Annotated in this window: 19 protein-coding genes; 10 read left to right on the top strand and 9 right to left on the bottom strand. The window is 36.6% G+C overall.

The features are described from left to right. The first annotated feature begins 76 nt into the window (after window positions 1–76). Complete coding sequence (locus BUL40_RS05175; RefSeq protein WP_080318357.1) at window positions 77–742, top strand: NAD-dependent epimerase/dehydratase family protein; 666 nt, start codon at window positions 77–79, stop codon at window positions 740–742. 2 nt (window positions 743–744) lie between these two features. Here the strand turns inward: BUL40_RS05175 and BUL40_RS05180 are convergent, their stop codons facing one another. The 5 genes from BUL40_RS05180 to BUL40_RS05200 all read right to left on the bottom strand — a co-directional run bounded on the left by BUL40_RS05180 (window position 745) and on the right by BUL40_RS05200 (window position 5,197). Then, window positions 745–1,911, bottom strand: a complete 1,167-nt coding sequence (locus BUL40_RS05180; RefSeq protein WP_080318358.1) for a PQQ-dependent sugar dehydrogenase — start codon at window positions 1,909–1,911, stop codon at window positions 745–747. A 92-nt stretch (window positions 1,912–2,003) separates the two neighbouring features. Then, complete coding sequence (locus BUL40_RS05185; protein ID WP_080318359.1) at window positions 2,004–3,059, bottom strand: NAD(P)-dependent alcohol dehydrogenase; 1,056 nt, start codon at window positions 3,057–3,059, stop codon at window positions 2,004–2,006. A 14-nt stretch (window positions 3,060–3,073) separates the two neighbouring features. Continuing rightward, a complete protein-coding gene (locus tag BUL40_RS05190; RefSeq protein WP_080318360.1) occupies window positions 3,074–4,186 on the bottom strand; it encodes an alkene reductase in 1,113 nt (370 codons plus the stop codon). 40 nt (window positions 4,187–4,226) lie between these two features. Continuing rightward, the gene (locus BUL40_RS05195) at window positions 4,227–4,832 is read right to left on the bottom strand and encodes a Crp/Fnr family transcriptional regulator (protein ID WP_080318623.1); all 606 of its coding nucleotides are present in this window, start codon (window positions 4,830–4,832) and stop codon (window positions 4,227–4,229) included. 50 nt (window positions 4,833–4,882) lie between these two features. After that, the gene (locus BUL40_RS05200) at window positions 4,883–5,197 is read right to left on the bottom strand and encodes a hypothetical protein (RefSeq protein WP_010516716.1); all 315 of its coding nucleotides are present in this window, start codon (window positions 5,195–5,197) and stop codon (window positions 4,883–4,885) included. A gap of 191 nt (window positions 5,198–5,388) precedes the next feature. Here BUL40_RS05200 and hpf point away from each other — a divergent pair, with 191 nt between their 5' ends. Then, a complete protein-coding gene (gene hpf / locus BUL40_RS05205) occupies window positions 5,389–5,694 on the top strand; it encodes a ribosome hibernation-promoting factor, HPF/YfiA family (RefSeq protein ID WP_080318361.1) in 306 nt (101 codons plus the stop codon). An 86-nt stretch (window positions 5,695–5,780) separates the two neighbouring features. Here hpf and BUL40_RS05210 read toward each other — a convergent pair whose 3' ends face one another. Both BUL40_RS05210 and BUL40_RS05215 read right to left on the bottom strand, forming a co-directional pair. Then, a complete protein-coding gene (locus BUL40_RS05210) occupies window positions 5,781–6,476 on the bottom strand; it encodes an OmpA family protein (protein ID WP_080318362.1) in 696 nt (231 codons plus the stop codon). 11 nt (window positions 6,477–6,487) lie between these two features. After that, a complete protein-coding gene (locus tag BUL40_RS05215) occupies window positions 6,488–6,973 on the bottom strand; it encodes a lipocalin-like domain-containing protein (protein ID WP_010516713.1) in 486 nt (161 codons plus the stop codon). 267 nt (window positions 6,974–7,240) lie between these two features. Here BUL40_RS05215 and BUL40_RS05220 point away from each other — a divergent pair, with 267 nt between their 5' ends. The 6 genes from BUL40_RS05220 to BUL40_RS05245 all read left to right on the top strand — a co-directional run bounded on the left by BUL40_RS05220 (window position 7,241) and on the right by BUL40_RS05245 (window position 13,400). Further along, entirely contained in the window at window positions 7,241–8,191 is a 951-nt protein-coding gene (locus tag BUL40_RS05220; RefSeq protein WP_080318363.1) for an isopenicillin N synthase family dioxygenase, read from the top strand. A gap of 1 nt (window position 8,192) precedes the next feature. After that, entirely contained in the window at window positions 8,193–8,519 is a 327-nt protein-coding gene (locus BUL40_RS05225) for a translation initiation factor (RefSeq protein ID WP_080318364.1), read from the top strand. A 147-nt stretch (window positions 8,520–8,666) separates the two neighbouring features. Further along, the gene (locus BUL40_RS05230) at window positions 8,667–9,599 is read left to right on the top strand and encodes a DUF1835 domain-containing protein (RefSeq protein WP_010516710.1); all 933 of its coding nucleotides are present in this window, start codon (window positions 8,667–8,669) and stop codon (window positions 9,597–9,599) included. An 8-nt stretch (window positions 9,600–9,607) separates the two neighbouring features. Continuing rightward, window positions 9,608–10,471 carry a nucleoside phosphorylase gene (locus BUL40_RS05235; protein ID WP_080318365.1) on the top strand — a complete coding sequence of 288 codons (864 nt, stop codon included), beginning with the start codon at window positions 9,608–9,610 and terminating at the stop codon, window positions 10,469–10,471. A 54-nt stretch (window positions 10,472–10,525) separates the two neighbouring features. Next, window positions 10,526–12,565, top strand: a complete 2,040-nt coding sequence (gene ppk1 / locus BUL40_RS05240) for a polyphosphate kinase 1 (RefSeq protein WP_080318366.1) — start codon at window positions 10,526–10,528, stop codon at window positions 12,563–12,565. Beyond that, window positions 12,552–13,400 (top strand): substrate-binding domain-containing protein, encoded by an 849-nt coding sequence (locus BUL40_RS05245; RefSeq protein WP_080318367.1) that lies wholly within the window; start codon window positions 12,552–12,554, stop codon window positions 13,398–13,400. Before ppk1 ends, BUL40_RS05245 begins: the two co-directional genes overlap by 14 nt. Window positions 13,401–13,403: 3 nt before the next feature. On the opposite strand, the gene BUL40_RS05250 is transcribed toward BUL40_RS05245, so the two are convergent. Both BUL40_RS05250 and BUL40_RS05255 read right to left on the bottom strand, forming a co-directional pair. Then, window positions 13,404–13,805 carry a response regulator gene (locus tag BUL40_RS05250; RefSeq protein ID WP_010516702.1) on the bottom strand — a complete coding sequence of 134 codons (402 nt, stop codon included), beginning with the start codon at window positions 13,803–13,805 and terminating at the stop codon, window positions 13,404–13,406. An 83-nt stretch (window positions 13,806–13,888) separates the two neighbouring features. After that, window positions 13,889–14,554, bottom strand: a complete 666-nt coding sequence (locus BUL40_RS05255) for a uracil-DNA glycosylase (protein ID WP_010516701.1) — start codon at window positions 14,552–14,554, stop codon at window positions 13,889–13,891. A gap of 171 nt (window positions 14,555–14,725) precedes the next feature. On the opposite strand from BUL40_RS05255, the gene BUL40_RS05260 reads away from it, so the two are divergent. Together BUL40_RS05260 and BUL40_RS05265 are read left to right on the top strand one after the other, a co-directional pair. Continuing rightward, entirely contained in the window at window positions 14,726–15,769 is a 1,044-nt protein-coding gene (locus BUL40_RS05260; RefSeq protein WP_080318369.1) for a dipeptide epimerase, read from the top strand. Window positions 15,770–15,822: 53 nt separating this feature from the next. After that, window positions 15,823–16,818 (top strand): DUF1611 domain-containing protein, encoded by a 996-nt coding sequence (locus BUL40_RS05265; protein ID WP_080318370.1) that lies wholly within the window; start codon window positions 15,823–15,825, stop codon window positions 16,816–16,818. The last annotated feature ends 58 nt before the right edge of the window (window positions 16,819–16,876 follow it).

Genomic DNA, 16,876 nt, shown 5'->3' on the forward strand with positions numbered 1-16,876 from the left:
TAACTAGAACTTGAATTTCCATTATTTTGCATGTAATTGGGTTAGGTATAAAAATTTTCTAAAGGAAAATAGAGCTATGAAAGTAATTATAACGGGTGCAACAGGTATGGTAGGAAAATCTGTGCTATTAGAAAGTATAGAAGACCCTAGAGTTTCTGAAATACTGTTGATCAGTAGAAATAGTTTGGGAACGCCATACCGTAAAGTAAAAGAAGTTTTACATACTGATTTTACTGATTTTTCATTAATAGAAGACCAGTTAAATGGGTACGATATATGTTGCCATTGCATGGGGGTTTCTTCTGCAGGACTGAATGAAGAAAAATTCAATCATTACACCTTTATAATGACAAAAGCCTTGGCAGATATTCTACACAACCTAAATCCGAATATGGTTTTTGCTTATGTGAGTGGGCAAGGAACAGATAGTAGTGAAAAAAGTAAATCCATGTGGAAAAGGATTAAAGGAAAAACAGAGAATTACTTATTGGCAAAAGGGTTTAAAGATGCCTATATGTTTAGGCCTGGTATTATTTTGCCCGAAAAGGGCATTACCTCAAATACCAAATGGTACAATCTATTTTATAGAATCTCTAAACCCCTATTTCCCTTGATGAAAAAATTAAAAACCGTGACCACCACCACAAAAATGGGCAGGGCAATGCTCAATTGTTATTTCTTTTCTCAACAAACCAAGCACCTAGAAGGCAGTGCTATTAACGCACTTGCGGAATATAATTAGTCTTAACTTGATACATAAACACGGTAGATAGCATCCCCATAATCATCAGAAATTAATAAGGAACCATCCTTTAAGAATAAAAGGTCTACCGGTCTGCCCCAACGCGTTTGATTTTCTTGGTTTAACCACCCTTCTATAAAAGGTTCATATTTTACCGCCTTATTACCTTCTAGTGTAACTTTAGTTATACGGTACCCAGACTTTTTACTTCGGTTCCAACTACCGTGCTCTGCAATTAAAACCTGTTTTTGGTATTTATCTGGAAACATGGAACCCTCTACAAACTTAACGCCTAAAGGCGCTACATGTGCATCTAAATTTTGAACCGGAGGTACAAACTCATCACAAGAGCGCTTGGCTCCAAATTCTGGATCCGGAATGGTGCCGCCATGACAAAAGGGATAACCAAAGTGCTGGCCCACTTCAGAAACCCTATTTAGTTCACAAGGAGGAATATCATCTCCCATCATATCCCTACCATTATCCGTAAACCATAATTCTTGGGTATCTGGGTGCCAGGTAAACCCAACAGAATTTCTAACGCCCCTTGCAACGATCTCTCTGTTACCACCATCTTTGTCCATACGGGTTATAGTAGCAAAACGTTCGTCTTTATCCGTATCATCACAAATATTACAAGGTGCTCCTACAGGAATATATAGCTTATCGTCAGGGCCAAAGGCTATATATTTCCAACCATGATGAAATTCATCTGGGTAATCTTCATAAATAACCACGGGCTCAGGCACAGCATCTAAGTTGTCTTCAATATTATCGTACCTTAATAATCTATTTACTTCTGCAACATATAATGCCCCGTCTTTAAATGCAATACCATTGGGCACTTCAAGAGTTGTATCCAAAACTATTGTACGGTCCGCAACAAAATCATTATCACTATCTACCAATGCATACAATTTATTTTCGGTTCGTGTACCCACAAATAAGGTTCCTTTATCACCCATGGCCATAGACCGTGCGCCGTCTAACCCTTCTACAACTGTATGTACCTTAAAGCCATCTGGCATAATTAAACTATCTAATGGTAAGTTAGAAGTGTATACTTTTTCTTTGGTTACCTGTTCTTTTTGCTCCTTTGCTTTCTCTGCACAACCTATTAAAAAGGCCCCTGTAACAAAAAGTATACTTAGATATCTTAGTTTTTTCATTTAAGTGTGTATTTTTTTAATCAATAAATTTAAGCTTATTCATAAAAAAAGCGGTCTTTTTAAGACCGCTCTTTGCTTTTTAGTAAACCAATTTAATTTTTTAAAGATTCCATATCAATTACAAACCGGTATTTAACGTCTGCTGCCACCACCCGTTCAAAAGCATTGTTAACGTCTTGCATGTTTACCATTTCTACATCTGAGGTAATGTTGTGTTCTCCACAAAAATCTAACATTTCTTGCGTTTCTTTAATACCACCTATTAGAGAACCAGCTACACGCTTTCTACCCATTATTAGTCCACCGCCATTTACAGAACCTAAAGGTTCTACCGCTCCCACTAAAACCATAGTGGCATCTATTTTAAGCAAATTTACGTATGGATTTATGTCGTGCCCAACAGGTACCGTATTCAAAATAAAATCAAAACTATTGGCATGCGCACTCATTTGTTCTTGGTCTTTACTTATCAATACTTCGTGAGCACCTAATCTTTTAGCGTCTTCCGCTTTGTTAGGAGAGGTAGTAATCATTACCACATGTGCCCCCATGGCATTGGCAAATTTAACCCCCATATGGCCTAATCCACCAAGACCTACAATACCAACTTTATCTCCTTTTTTAACGTTCCAATGGTTCAAGGGAGAAAAGGTAGTGATTCCCGCACAAAGGAGTGGCGCAGCACCTCTTGCATCTATATTCTCTGGTATTTTAAGTACAAAATCTTGATTTACCGTTACCCCTGTGGAATAGCCTCCAAAAGTATGTCCACCAAGATGCTTATCTGGACTATTATAAGTAAAAGTGGCGCCATTTATGCAGAATTGCTCTAAATCTTGATGGCAAGAATCGCAATTTTTACACGAGTCTACCATACACCCAACACCAACCAAATCTCCTTGCTTATATTTGGTTACTTCGCTACCAAGTTCAACAACCCTACCTATAATTTCATGGCCCGGAACAACGGGGTATTTAGAATTTTTCCAATCGTTTCTTACCTGGTGTATGTCACTATGACAAATACCACAGTATAAGATATCTATTTTCACATCATTGGCACCTACTTCCCTCCTATCAATTTCCATTAATTCTAGGTCTGCGGTGTTTGTACTTGCTCCGTATGCTTTATGTTTAGTTGTTTTCATAAATCTAATTGTATTTAACTGTTTTGTTCGTGTTCATAAGTTGGATAATCTAAATATCCTTCCTTTCCTGGCGTATAAAAAGTGTCCTCGTCCCAATCACTTAATTCGTAATTATTTTCAAATCGATGTACTAAGTCTGGATTACTAATAAAAAGCTTACCAAATGCTACCAAATCTGCCAAACCTTTCTCTAAAACGGCATTGCCCTTGGCTTGGTCAAAACCAGCATTTATCATTAACGTGCCCTTGTAAATTGGTCTAAAATGTTCCGCAATATTGGTTATTGCATAGTCTACATCAGAAACATCATTAAAAGGTTCTGACAAATGCACATAGGCCAAATTGTAATTGTTTAGACGGTCTATAACATATTCAAAAGTTGGGATGGTATCTTTATCTACCGTTATTCCAAAAATATTATGGCAAGATGGATTAAATCTTGCTCCTATTCGGTTTTCTGGCACAACGCTTTTTATAGCATCCAAGACTTCAAAAAAGAATCTTGACCTGTTCTCTATACTACCACCGTATTCATCTTCTCGGATGTTAGCCGTACCATTAAAAAATTGATGAATTAAATAACCATTGGAAGAATGTATTTCAACACCGTCAAAACCAGCTTCCATGGCATTCTTTGCCGCATTTTTAAAATCTTGAACCGTTTGCTTTATGTCTTCAATACTCATGGCCTTTGGTGTAACCGTATCCTTAAAGCCATCTGGCGTATAGGTTTTTGCATTTGGGTTTATAGCAGACGGCGCTAAGGGTAAGTTGCCGTCATGAAAATCTGGATGGGACATACGCCCTACGTGCCACAGTTGCACAAAAATCTTACCTCCGTTCTCATGTACTTTATCCGTTACTTTTTTCCAACCGGCTACTTGTTCTTTTGTGTGTATACCCGCTGTATTTACATAACCAATGGCTTGCTTAGAAATTTGTGAGCCTTCTGTAATAATTAATCCTGCTCCAGACCGCTGCGCATAATAGGGAACATGTAAATCTTGCGTGGGTACGTTTTCAGTATTGGCCGCCCTACTTCTAGTCATGGGCGCCATAATAACACGATTTCTTAATTCTATATCGCCCAAAGTGTAGGGCTTTAGTAAAGGTTGCATAGTTGTCATAGTAATTTGTTTTTGTCGAAATTACTGGACAAATAAGTTTCTATGGTTGACCTACATCAATATTTAGCCCTTCCTCCGTTAATGTTTTCCTAATTCTACTTAGACTTTCTGGAGATAGACCAAGGTAGTTGGCTATATGATAATTGGGCACCCTACTTTCTATGTTGGGATAGGTTTTGCAAAAATCCAGATACCGCTCTTTTGCATTCTCTTGCAAGGTAGATAGCACCCGTTTACGTTGAGAAATAAATCCTCTAGTAACTAAAATTCTAAAGTACCGTTCAAAAATTGGATGGTCGTGATATAATTGTTCCAAATCATTAAAACTTATAGACCATAATTTGGCGTCTTCTATAGCTTCAATATATAGTTTAGAAGGAATTTTATTGTAAAAGGCATCAAAATCGCCAACCCACCAATCTTCTATTGCAAATTGTATAATATGCTTGTGCCCTTTTTTATCTAGGTAATAAGCAATTAAACAACCAGACTCAACAAAGAATTCGTGTTGTATGTAGGTGCCAGGATGTATTAAATTTTCCTTTTTTTTAAGTTCCAAGGGTTGTAATACACTGGTAAATGCCTTAAGCGCATGGCTGGTTGGGGTAACATATTTTTCAACATGTGTAATTATCTTGGAATACATGTTGTAAAGATGTATAAAATTTATAGGCTTGGCAAGGTAAACCAACAATACTACATATCTCCCAAAATATAGGCAGCCACCTTTTGCTCCATTAAATTAAACTTTTTTAAAGATAATTTTACCTGTTCATAGGCTGCTTCTGGATCTAGTAGCTGTTTTTGTAGATTGTTGAACAACAATAGCTGATCCTTGGCTAGCTGGTTAAAGCCTTGTTTTATCTCTTTAATTTTGTCAAAACCTTGCGGGCTTTTTGGTTCAAATTGATACGAATTTAACTTACGCACCATTCGTAAAACACAACGGTGATTTCGCTCTAAACGAAACACCAATTGGTCATAATCATTGTTAGCAGTTTGTACATCCATAACGGTTTAGTTTTTTGTGAATAGCCTGTCCTTTAAATTTACAGAAAATTCTTTCAAATTAGACATGATATTTATCATATTCCAATACTTTAACACTGTCTACCTTTGATTTTAAACAGTTATAACATAGCCCTAACAGATTTTTAATCTTGATATGTTTAACTTAACTATAAACTTTAAAATAAAGAATCATGAATATTACGTTTGAGTACCACGATGTAAAATCGAGTGAGCGTTTGGAAAGCTTAACCCGTAAAAAACTAGAACATTTAGAAGAGAAGTTTGATTTTATAGTGAAAGCTTCTGTTTTTATAAAACATGAAAACACTACATCTCCATTAAAAGGAAAAATATGTGGTATACAACTTAGTGTTCCAGGGCCTAGATTATTTGCGGAAGCCGATGAAGAAAGTTTTGAAAGCGCCATTCATAAAACCATCCACGAATTGGATAGGCAACTTAGCAAGAAAAAAGAAAAAATGAAGGCACATCATTAATAGCAGTCTATACTCAATAAGCAATAAAAAACCCCGGTACGATGAATACCGGGGTTTTTGTTGTGAATTGATTCAAATGTATTCGATTAACCTTTGGTCTCTCTCATAGCTTCTTCCTTAAGTTCATCGTTAGCTATGATAGCTAACTCTACCCTTCTATTCTTTGCTTTACCTTCTGCGGTATCGTTAGATTCTCTTGGTTGTGTTTCGCCATACCATTTAGTAGAAAATCTAGAGGGACTAATACCTTTGGCAATTAAATAATTGGTTACAGATTCTGCCCTTCTTTGAGAAAGGGACATATTATAATCTTCTGCGCCCGCACTATCTGTATGCCCTTCAACTAAAATATTAGACTTTGGATACTCAGTTAAGATATTTGCCATTTTATCCAATGTGGTAGCAGACATGCCTTTAACATCAGACTTATTTGTGTCAAAATACACACCAGCGTCTTGGGTAAATGTTACGTTAATACCTTCTCCTACACGCTGTACTTCTGCACCTGGAATTTCTTCCTCTATACGTTCTGCCTGCCTATCCATTCGGTTACCAATGTAACCACCAGCAGCACCACCAATTGCAGCACCAATAATTGCACCAAGGGCAGTATTGCCACCCTTACCTACATTGTTACCTATAACTCCTCCAATTACCGCACCACCAGAAGCACCTATCACGGCTCCTTTTTGCGTATTGTTGGCATTTCTAACAGTACTACAGCTAACTACTAAAACCAAGGACATGGCCAGTGCTGCTGCTTTTATTTTATAATTTTTCATGCTGTTTTTATTTATAATTGTTTAGTAAAATTGTAAACCAAGGTTACCATCTCACCTCCAGCGTTTACACGTGATTTTAAGGTCATCTGGTTTTCCGTAAGATTGGCTATATCCAATCTATACCCAAGTCCGCCAGAGATATCCTTGTTTTTTTCGTCTATGAACTTAAACTGTAACTGACTTACAGAATTGGTAGGCTCTACAATAGTCCATTTAATAAAACGGTCACCACCTTGACAAAGACTTCCACCTTGGATAGTGTAACGCCCTGTATTGTTATTGTCCCTAAAAAACCACTGACTGCCTTCAAAACATATTGCTTGGCTATCATTAAAAAGAACAGATTTGAACATGCCGTCGGTACCCTCATAGGATACGTTATTCAATATCCAGCTGCCACTTAAGATGTTCTGTTGTTGTCTGGATGATTTAGATACGGAACATGAAACCACTAAAAGGGCAAATATGGCCATACCAATGTATTTTCTTGCTTTCATAAGATTAGATTTGTTATGCTATATACGTTTGTTATACAATTTGGATCTTTAAACATTGTTAATAAATGTTAAAGTGATATAGCTTAATTCTGAAGGCAAAGGAACATGCTAATTGTAATACCTACTGGTTCAAAACCTTTAATTCTTATCTCTATTGATTATGCACATTAATTCGAAGCCTTGTAAATACGGTAGCTTACCCTAAAATTTGTTCTGTTATTCAGAAGTTTGTGTAAATTTGATTTGACTAATTTTTAAAATAGTAAAATGAGTGCTATACCAAGTGTTGATTTGAAGGATTTTACCTCTAATGACCCTGAGCGAAAAGAAAAATTTGTAGAAGAAATAGGTGCCGCATTTGAAAATATTGGCTTTGTAGCACTTAGTGGCCATTTTTTATCGGACCAGTTGGTAGATGATTTATATGAGGAGATAAAAAAATTCTTTGCTCTACCGCAAGAAATCAAAGATTCTTATGAAATTGAAGGAATTGGTGGTCAAAGAGGCTATACTTCTTTTGGAAAAGAGCATGCAAAAGGTAAAAAAGAGGGAGATTTAAAAGAGTTTTGGCATTTTGGGCAATATGTAGAAGATGATCCGAAATTAGAGGCGGAGTATCCAGATAATGTTGAGGTTAAAGAACTGCCTAATTTTAACGCTGTAGGTAAAGAAACCTACAAAATGTTAGAGAAAACGGCCAAATATGTTTTAAGAGCTTTAGCGATACACTTAAATTTAGAAGAGACTTATTTTGATGCATATATTAAAAATGGTAATTCTATTTTAAGGCCTATACATTACCCGCCTATAAAAGAAGAACCCAAAAACGCTGTTAGAGCCGCAGCTCACGGAGATATAAATTTAATAACTTTGTTAATGGGAGCCCATGGCAAGGGACTTCAAGTTAAGGACCATGAAGGCAATTGGGTAGATGCTATTGCTAAACCAGACCAGTTAATGATTAATGTAGGTGATATGCTTTCTAGGTTATCTAACAATAAATTAAAATCTACCATACACCAAGTGGTAAACCCACCTAAAGAGTTATGGGGAACTTCAAGATATTCCATACCGTTTTTTATGCATCCTGTTAGCGATATGCCGCTTAACTGTTTAGAAAATTGCATTACCAAAGATAACCCTAAACAATTTGAAGATATTACCGCGGGTGAATACCTGTATGAGCGTTTGGTAGAATTAGGATTGGTAAAAAAATAAGATGGATTTACAGGACCAATTAAAAAACCTTTTTCCAGACCACGAACCGGAACCAGCGGCAAAGAAACCAGATAAACCCGATTTTTGGTTGCAAGAACAGCCGTTGATCTGCAAGTACGAAAAACGAAAGGGAAAACCCATTACTATTATTGAAGGGTACAATGGAGCGCCAGAAGATTTTAAAAAATTGGCCAAAGCAATAAAACAATTGCTTAGCGTTGGAGGAAGCCATAAAAACGAAACTATAATTGTGCAAGGCGATTATAGAGACAAAATAATGGGTTTCTTAAAAGAAAAGGGGTTTCAGGTAAAACGAGTTGGGGGCTGATTATCAAAAGCTTAAGAAAGTCCAATTTTAATCGATTATCTGTTAAAATTATCGCTTTCCGTAATAGGTTTTAGAGCTATTGTTTTGCATTTTTTTCTTTAAGCCTTACATTTAATTCTCTTAACCAACGAAAACAACGAACTTAAAATGAAAAATTTATTACACATTACCAATGGTGATAGCTTCACACAAAGGCTCCAAGGGCTATCCGTAGATGGTGATATCATTACATGGCGAGAAATGTTATGTGAAGGTAAAACCGTGAGTACGGTTGGTAGTGAAACATTCTGGAAAACCCGTTTTGAATTCTTAAATGAGAATTATAAGGTAAGTAAGTCCTGGTTTATTGAAAAAACGCTCAAAGAATACCGTTCTCTTTGTAACCACAAACAACAAGACCAAATTGTTCTTTGGTTTGAGTATGATTTGTTCTGCCAAGTAAACATGCTAGCTGTAATAAGTTGGTTAAAAACCCATAGAAGACACGCAGAAATATCCTTGGTCTGTAGTGGTAAAGAAAATAGCGGTGAAAAACTTTATGCGCTGAACGAACTGAGTGATGAAAGGCTTCTAGAACTTTATGCCAACAAAATTATCTTAACCCAAGATGATATTGAATTTGCAGATTATGTATGGCAATTGTACTGTAGTGACAACCCCATAAGACTGGAAAATTTAGGGGATTTTGAAAATTATCAATTTAATTATTTAGAAGATGCCATTCAGTTACACCTTAAACGTTTTCCAAGTATTAAAAACGGGCTGAACGAACTGGAAAATAGAATCCTTTCTATTGCCGCTAACGAAAAACCAAAATCGAAAAAGGCCTTTTTGGGCACCTTGTTACAAGTTCAGAACGATTATGGTTTTGGAGACTCACAATATGATCGCATGCTAAACAAGCTTAAACCATTGATTTCTTCTTTTAACCCAGCAAGATTATCAAAAATGGGGAAAGAGGTTTTAGCTGAACAAACCAATTTTTACGCTAATCTTAGGGAAGGAAATGATTATTTAGGAGGAGCCCTCAAATACAACTTTCTTTACAACACGGATAATAAACGAATTCTTAAACTTTAATAATATTTATGCCCATAGCGGATTCCGAGCTAATTTTAAATCCGGATAATAGCATATATCATTTAAACATCTTACCGGAAGATGTTGCAGATAACATAATTACGGTTGGGGACCCAGATAGGGTCTCTGCTGTTTCTAACCTTTTTGATACTATAGAGTTGAAAAAAGGAAAGCGTGAATTTGTTACCCATACTGGTTATTTTAATAAAAAAAGGATTACGGTTATATCTACCGGCATTGGAACGGACAATATAGACATTGTTCTAAACGAGTTGGACGCCCTAGTTAATATAGATTTTAAAACACGGGAAATAAAACCCAATAAAAAAAGTCTTAATATTATAAGAATTGGCACCTCTGGCGCAATCCAAGAACACATACCAATAGATAGCTTTTTAATTTCAAAAAAAGCCATTGGTTTAGACGGGCTCATGCATTTTTATGAGTTGAACAATAAAGAAGAGTCTAGCTTTACAAATGCCTTAAAATCGCACTTAAATTGGCCCCTTGCCATCTCCCCTTATACCTATAGCTGTAGTAACAAGTTGGCTAACCTATTCAAAGATGATACAGTATATGAAGGTATAACGGTGACAAACGCCGGTTTCTATGCTCCACAGGGTAGACAATTACGAAAAAAACCTGTGCTATTAGATTTTCACGAAAAGCTAAGGGGTTTTTCATTCCAACAGCAACAAATAACCAATTTAGAGATGGAAACAGCAGGTATTTATGGCTTAGCTAAACTATTGGGGCATAAAGCTGTATCCATGAATGCTATTTTAGCAAATAGGTACAATGGCAACTTTAGTAAAACACCACAGAAAACAGTAGACAATCTAATTGCGTATTGTCTAGAAAGACTTACTTAACATTTGTTTAAAAAGTAAGCTATTTCAATTTTATATTTTTGGCAAAAGACCTACATGAAAAAACAGCCGCTAAAACATAGAGACATAAACTGGCTCTATTTTAATGAACGTGTGTTATTAGAAGCGCAATGTAAAGACACACCATTGCTAGAAAGGCTTAAGTTTTTGGCCATTTTTTCTTCTAACCTTGACGAGTTTTTTAAAGTTAGGGTATCCCAATTAAGGCAATTAAAAGATGTTGAAAAAAGCCTAAGGAGAAAATTGGCCTTAAAAGGCAACAAAACGTTAAAACAAATTTTATCCACTGTAGCAGAACAACAACGCCTCTTTGGAAAGGTTATTGAAGAAACGTTGACAGAGCTAAGGGATAAAGGTGTTTTTTTAAGGGAAATTCAAGAATTAGACCCAGAACAACATCGATTTCTACAAGAGCTTTTTAACAGAGAAATAAAAGAGCAATGCCAATTGCTAGATTTTTCAAATCCAAGATTAATTAAGGACGGGGCGCTATACTTGGTTATAGAAACGGCTTCATTACCTCTACAAATAGTAGAAATACCGTCTAAACAAATAGGTAGATTTATAGCGCTACCCGGCATACAACACAATTACATCTATCTAGATAATGTGGTTAGGCTTTTTCTATCAGAATTGATACCAAACGAAAAAGTATTAGGCTCCTATTCCATAAAAATTTCTAGAGATGCGGAATTGTATCTAGACGATGACTACACGGACACACAATTGGTAGAAAAAATATACGATAGTTTAGGGCAACGTAAATCCGGACAACCTACTAGGCTATTGTTTGATGCGGCAATGCCAGCAGCGATGCAACAACAGATACAAAAAGCCCTGGACCTAGGACCGGTAGACATGGTTGCTGGTGGGCGCTACCATAATCTCTCCGATTTTTTTGAATTTGATATTGAAAGTGCAGGGCCAGAATTAAAATATAATCCTTTGGAGCCACTACCCCACCCGGTTTTAAGTACTTGTAAAGACATGTTTAAGGCTATACAGGGAAAGGATCAATTGGTTCATTTTCCATATCAACAATTTGATACCGTTGAACGCTTTATAGCACAAGCGGCTCAAGATGATAAAGTAAATAGCATAAAAATATCGTTATACCGTATTGCTAAAACATCGGCCTTAACAGATTCTATTTTAAAGGCCCTTGAAAACGGAAAAGAGGTGCTCTTGTTTGTAGAAGCACAAGCTAGGTTTGATGAGGCCAATAATATAAAATGGGGGCGTACATTTGAAGATGCTGGAGCAAAAGTACTGTACAGTGTGCCTAACATAAAAGTACACTCCAAAATAGCGCTCGTAACACGTATAGTTAATGAACAGGTAGAACACTATGCCTATATTGGAACGGGTAATTTTAACGCAAAAACAGCTCGTATCTACTGCGATCACGGCCTTTTTACAGCACATAATAAAATAACTAGCGAACTAAATCAAGTTTTTGAGGTATTAGAAAGAAAATTAATCATTCCTAAAACTAAAAAACTGCTGGTGTCACCATTTAGTACTCGAAATACGTTCATGGAGCTCATTCAAAATGAGATTACCAATGCAGAAAAAGGTTTGCCCGCAAGAATTACTGCCAAAATGAACAGTCTAGAAGACACTAAAATGATTACCGCTATAGAAGCAGCCAGTAAAGCAGGTGTAGAAGTTAGACTTTTGGTAAGGGGTTTTTGTAGACTAATACCTAAAGAACCACATGAGGTGAAGGGTAAAGAAAAACCTATTTATATTACAAGTATTATAGACCGTTTTCTTGAGCATGGTAGAATCTATTTGTTTGAAAATGGAGGAAAGGAAAAAATGTATATTGGTTCTGCCGACTGGATGACACGTAATTTAGATCGTAGAATTGAAGTTTTAACCCCTATTTTAGATAAAGATGTGTTTGAAGAATTGAAGGATATATTACAGCTTCAAATGGCAGATAATTTTAAAGCAAGGGTTCTAGATGCAAATGACACCAATAGAAAGGTACAGGTAGATACAGATAGAAGTATCCGGTCTCAATATGCCATTTATAACTATTTAAAAAACAAGTACAATGCAGAAAGTTAGAATAATAGGCGTACCAGAACATTTTAATCTGCCTTGGCATTTGGCTATAGAAGAAGGAGCTTTTGAGGAAAGAGGTATAGACCTTGAATGGACAGATATACCAGAAGGTACTGGTAAAATGGCTCAATTACTCAAGAACAATGAGACCGATTTAGCCATTATCCTTAGCGAAGGGATAGTAAAAAGCATTACGGAAGATGCAAATGAAGCTAAAATCGTTCAAAAGTTTGTGCAATCACCATTGCTTTGGGGCATACACGTTGGTGCAAATAGTAGCTACACTAAATTAGAAGAGTTAGCCAACACTAAAGCTGCTATAAGTAGGTTTGGTAGTGGCAGCCATTTAATGGCTTTTGTAAACGCCAAAAACCTAGGCTGGAAAACAGATGAACTAAATTTTGAGGTTATCAATAATCTAGACGGTGCCATAGCAGCTTTAACAAATGGTACGGCAGATTATTTTATGTGGGAACATTTTACAACTAAACCACTTGTAGATAGCAATATATTTAGACGATTGGGAGACTGCCCTACCCCATGGCCTTGTTTTGTAATAGCTGCAAGTGCTTCGTTTTTAAAAGAAAAATCCAACTTAATAGCTCATATTCTAGAAGTAATAAATACTTATACCGTAGAATTCAAAACTATTCCAAGTATAGACAGAACATTAGCCAATAGGTACGGTCAAAAGTTGGAAGATATTCAGCAATGGTTATCAAATACTAGATGGAGTCAAGAACAATTAACACTAACGGAATTACATAAAATTCAAGACACGCTATTGCAACTTAATATTATAGAAGAAAAATTACCTTCGGGAAATCTTCTTTTTTAAGGCTTAAAAATGCTTGCTAAATAGTTTACGAAACAACCGATCAGACAATGGTTTTTGCGCAATATCCTTTACATTAGGGTCTGCTAAGGTTTTGCGTACCATCTCTTCATTCTCCAAGGCGGTAATCATAACAATAGTAATATTACTTTTAAAACGCTCATCTAACTGAGTCTCGTAAGCTTCTAAGAACTGCCATCCATTCATAACGGGCATGTTGGTATCTAACAACAATAACCAAGGGAATTCCATATCCTGGTCAGGATTTTCTAAAAACTCCATAGCCTCCTTTCCATTGGCAACAGAATGTATAACTATAGATGAGTCGATCTGTTTTATAAAAAACTTATTAAGAAAGTTGGTCGTTTCATCATCATCGACCAATAATACAGATTTTAATTTCGCCACCTTTTTTAGGAATTTTCTTATAGCATAGTAAGATACAAACCTACTATAATTATTTATTTTTTAAAAACAATTAAAAAAAATCATTACCAATCAATAGTATTTTTTTCAAGTTGTTTAAGTATCGTGTTGGTTTTACTAAAATGCTTGTTTCCAAACCAGTATCCTCTATTGGCACTTAATGGTGAAGGATGACCACTTTCCAAGATATGGTGTTTATCCCGATTTATAAGTTTTTGTTTCTTTTTGGCAAAACCACCCCACAATAAAAACACCACGTCCGCTTTTTGGTCAGAAATCTTTTGAATAACGGTATCGGTAAAGCGTTCCCAACCTTTACCTTGGTGACTACCCGCTTCTCCAGCTCTTACGGTTAATGTAGCATTGAGCAATAAAACACCTTGTTGGGCCCAGTGGGTTAAATTTCCGCTTACAGGATACGGTTTACTCAAATCTGCCTCTTGTTCTTTAAAAATGTTTACCAAAGAAGGCGGATGGGCAATACCATCATTAACGGAAAAGCATAGACCATGTGCCTGTTTTGGACCATGGTAAGGGTCTTGACCTATTATAACAACTTTTACTTCTTCAAAAGGGCAAACATTAAACGCTTCAAATATTTTGCTGCCTTGCGGATAACAGGTGTTGTTTTTGTACTCACCTTTTACAAATTCCACTAAATTTTTGAAATATGATTTTTCAAATTCTTCATTAAGAACAACTTTCCAACTTTCTGATATTGCAACTTCCATTTAAATTATCCTTTAGATGCACATTTTTAAGTTCATAAGGCTTACTAATGTAAAAACGAACCAAATTGATAACTAAAATAATGTAGGCTTATCTACCTTAATTATTAATCTAGTTAGCACTCAAAGTTAGTAATTACGCTATATTTACTACTAAGTATTAAGCAAATAATAATGGAGATATCCTATCAAATTAAATATTTAAAAAAACGATTTCCCCTTCGTATTAGTAGAGGAACCAGAGACGGGCAACACAATTTATTTATCCAGGTAACGGATAACGGATTAACAGGTCTTGGTGAAACTTCTCCCGGAGCCTCAGAAGGAGCAGCTACCGCAGAGTTGGCACAAGAAAGCTTGGTAAAGTTTTTAGCCAATCCACACGACCTAAACGCTATTTTTAGCACTTATGACAAGGCAATAGAAGCTAAGGTTGCTCCTTGTGCATTGGCTGCCTTAGATATGGCTCTATGGGATTTAAAAGCCAAAAAAGCCCGTATGCCGCTATATCAAATGCTAGGGTACAAAAAACCCTCAAAAGCTACCTCTATAACCATTGGCATTATGTCTCCTGAAGAAGTAAAGGAGAGATTACCTCTTATTTTGGAACAAGATGCTATTAGAACTTTAAAAGTAAAGTTAGGCAACCCAGCGGGTATAGAAGCGGACAAAGCCATGTATAATGAGGTATTGAATTATCATAAAAAATACCCTATTGCTATACGCGTTGATGCCAATGGCGGATGGTCTGCCAAAGACGCTAAACACATGATGGGTTGGCTAGCACAAAGAAATTGTGACTATGTAGAGCAACCTTTAAAAGAAGGTGAAGAAGAAGACTTGCCCTATTTGTATAAAAATAGGGCCTTGCCCATTTTTTTAGATGAAAGTTGCCGTTTTGCAAGCAATATCCCCAATTGGGCACATACAGTTGATGGTGTTAATATGAAATTGATGAAATGTGGAGGTATTACCGGAGCGCTACGCATAATTGCTACAGCAAACGCCTTTGGTCTTAAAACAATGATTGGTTGTATGGGCGAGAGTTCTATTAGTATTGCGGCTGGCGTAGCAGTTTCAGGAGCACTGGACCATATAGATTTAGATTCACATTTAAATCTAAATCCAGACCCTTGTACTGGAGCTCCATTAGTAGATGAAGTAATTACGCCTTTAGAAATTGCCGGTCATGGCGGACAATTTAGAACGGATTTATAATTTAAAAAGCTAAGAATTAAATGTTTTCAAATAAACAACCTATATGCATCTTCATGGAAGGCGCATTAGATAAAGACGCGGGTAAAATGGGTTACGGACTTATGCGGTTTTCCAAACACCCTATTGTCTGTGTAATTGATTCTAATTTTGCCGGCAAAATGGTCAAGGATAGCGTAGACTTACCCTATGAGATTCCAGTAGTAGCCAATATAGAAGAGGCTTTAACGTATAAACCAGAAATAATGGCTTTAGGCATTGCACCAAGTGGTGGTAAATTTCCAGATGCTTGGGACCAACCAGTAATTACAGCTCTACAGAATGGGTTATCATTAATAAATGGCTTGCATGACGATTTAAATGCTCGTTTTGGCTCGTATTTAACAACAAATAGGATATGGGACGTAAGAAAACCTAAATCTAGTTACCCTATAGCATCTGGTAAGGCAGCTACCCTAAAAGCCAAACGCGTTTTAATGGTTGGCACCGATATGGCAGCAGGTAAAATGACAGCAGGACTAGAACTATACGCGGCTTTAATGGAACAAGGCGTTAATGTAGGCTTCGTCCCTACCGGGCAAATTGGAATTACACTTATGGGTAATGGAATTCCTCTAGATGCGATAAAAGTAGATCAAGCAGCGGGTGCCGTTGAGGAGGCTGTTATGGAACAGGCAGATAAAGACATTATTATAATTGAAGGCCAAGGTTCTCTGGCCCATCCCGGAAGCACCGCTACCCTACCCTTAATGCGCGGATCACAACCTACACATTTAATTTTATGCCACAAGGCCGCACACACGCACTTAAGACCTCCGGTAGAACATGTAGCCATACCAGCATTGGATGCATTTATTCAGCTAAATGAAGCGGTGGCAACAGTTTGCGGATCTTTACAAACAGCCAAGACCATAGGTATTGCTTTAAATACGGTTGGTTTGTCAGAATCCGAAGCAAAAGATAAAATAATGGCAACGGAAAAAACGACTAATCTGCCAACTACAGATGTGGTTCGTTTTGGTGTTGAGAAATTGGTACAGACCTTGGCATAGCCTTTAATACATGTGGGGTAAAAGTGCCAAATAGCGTATCTTTGCCCCGCTAGAAAAA

Origin of the sequence: Croceivirga radicis (assembly GCF_002072105.2) — a bacterium.
Lineage (GTDB): Bacteria > Bacteroidota > Bacteroidia > Flavobacteriales > Flavobacteriaceae > Croceivirga > Croceivirga radicis.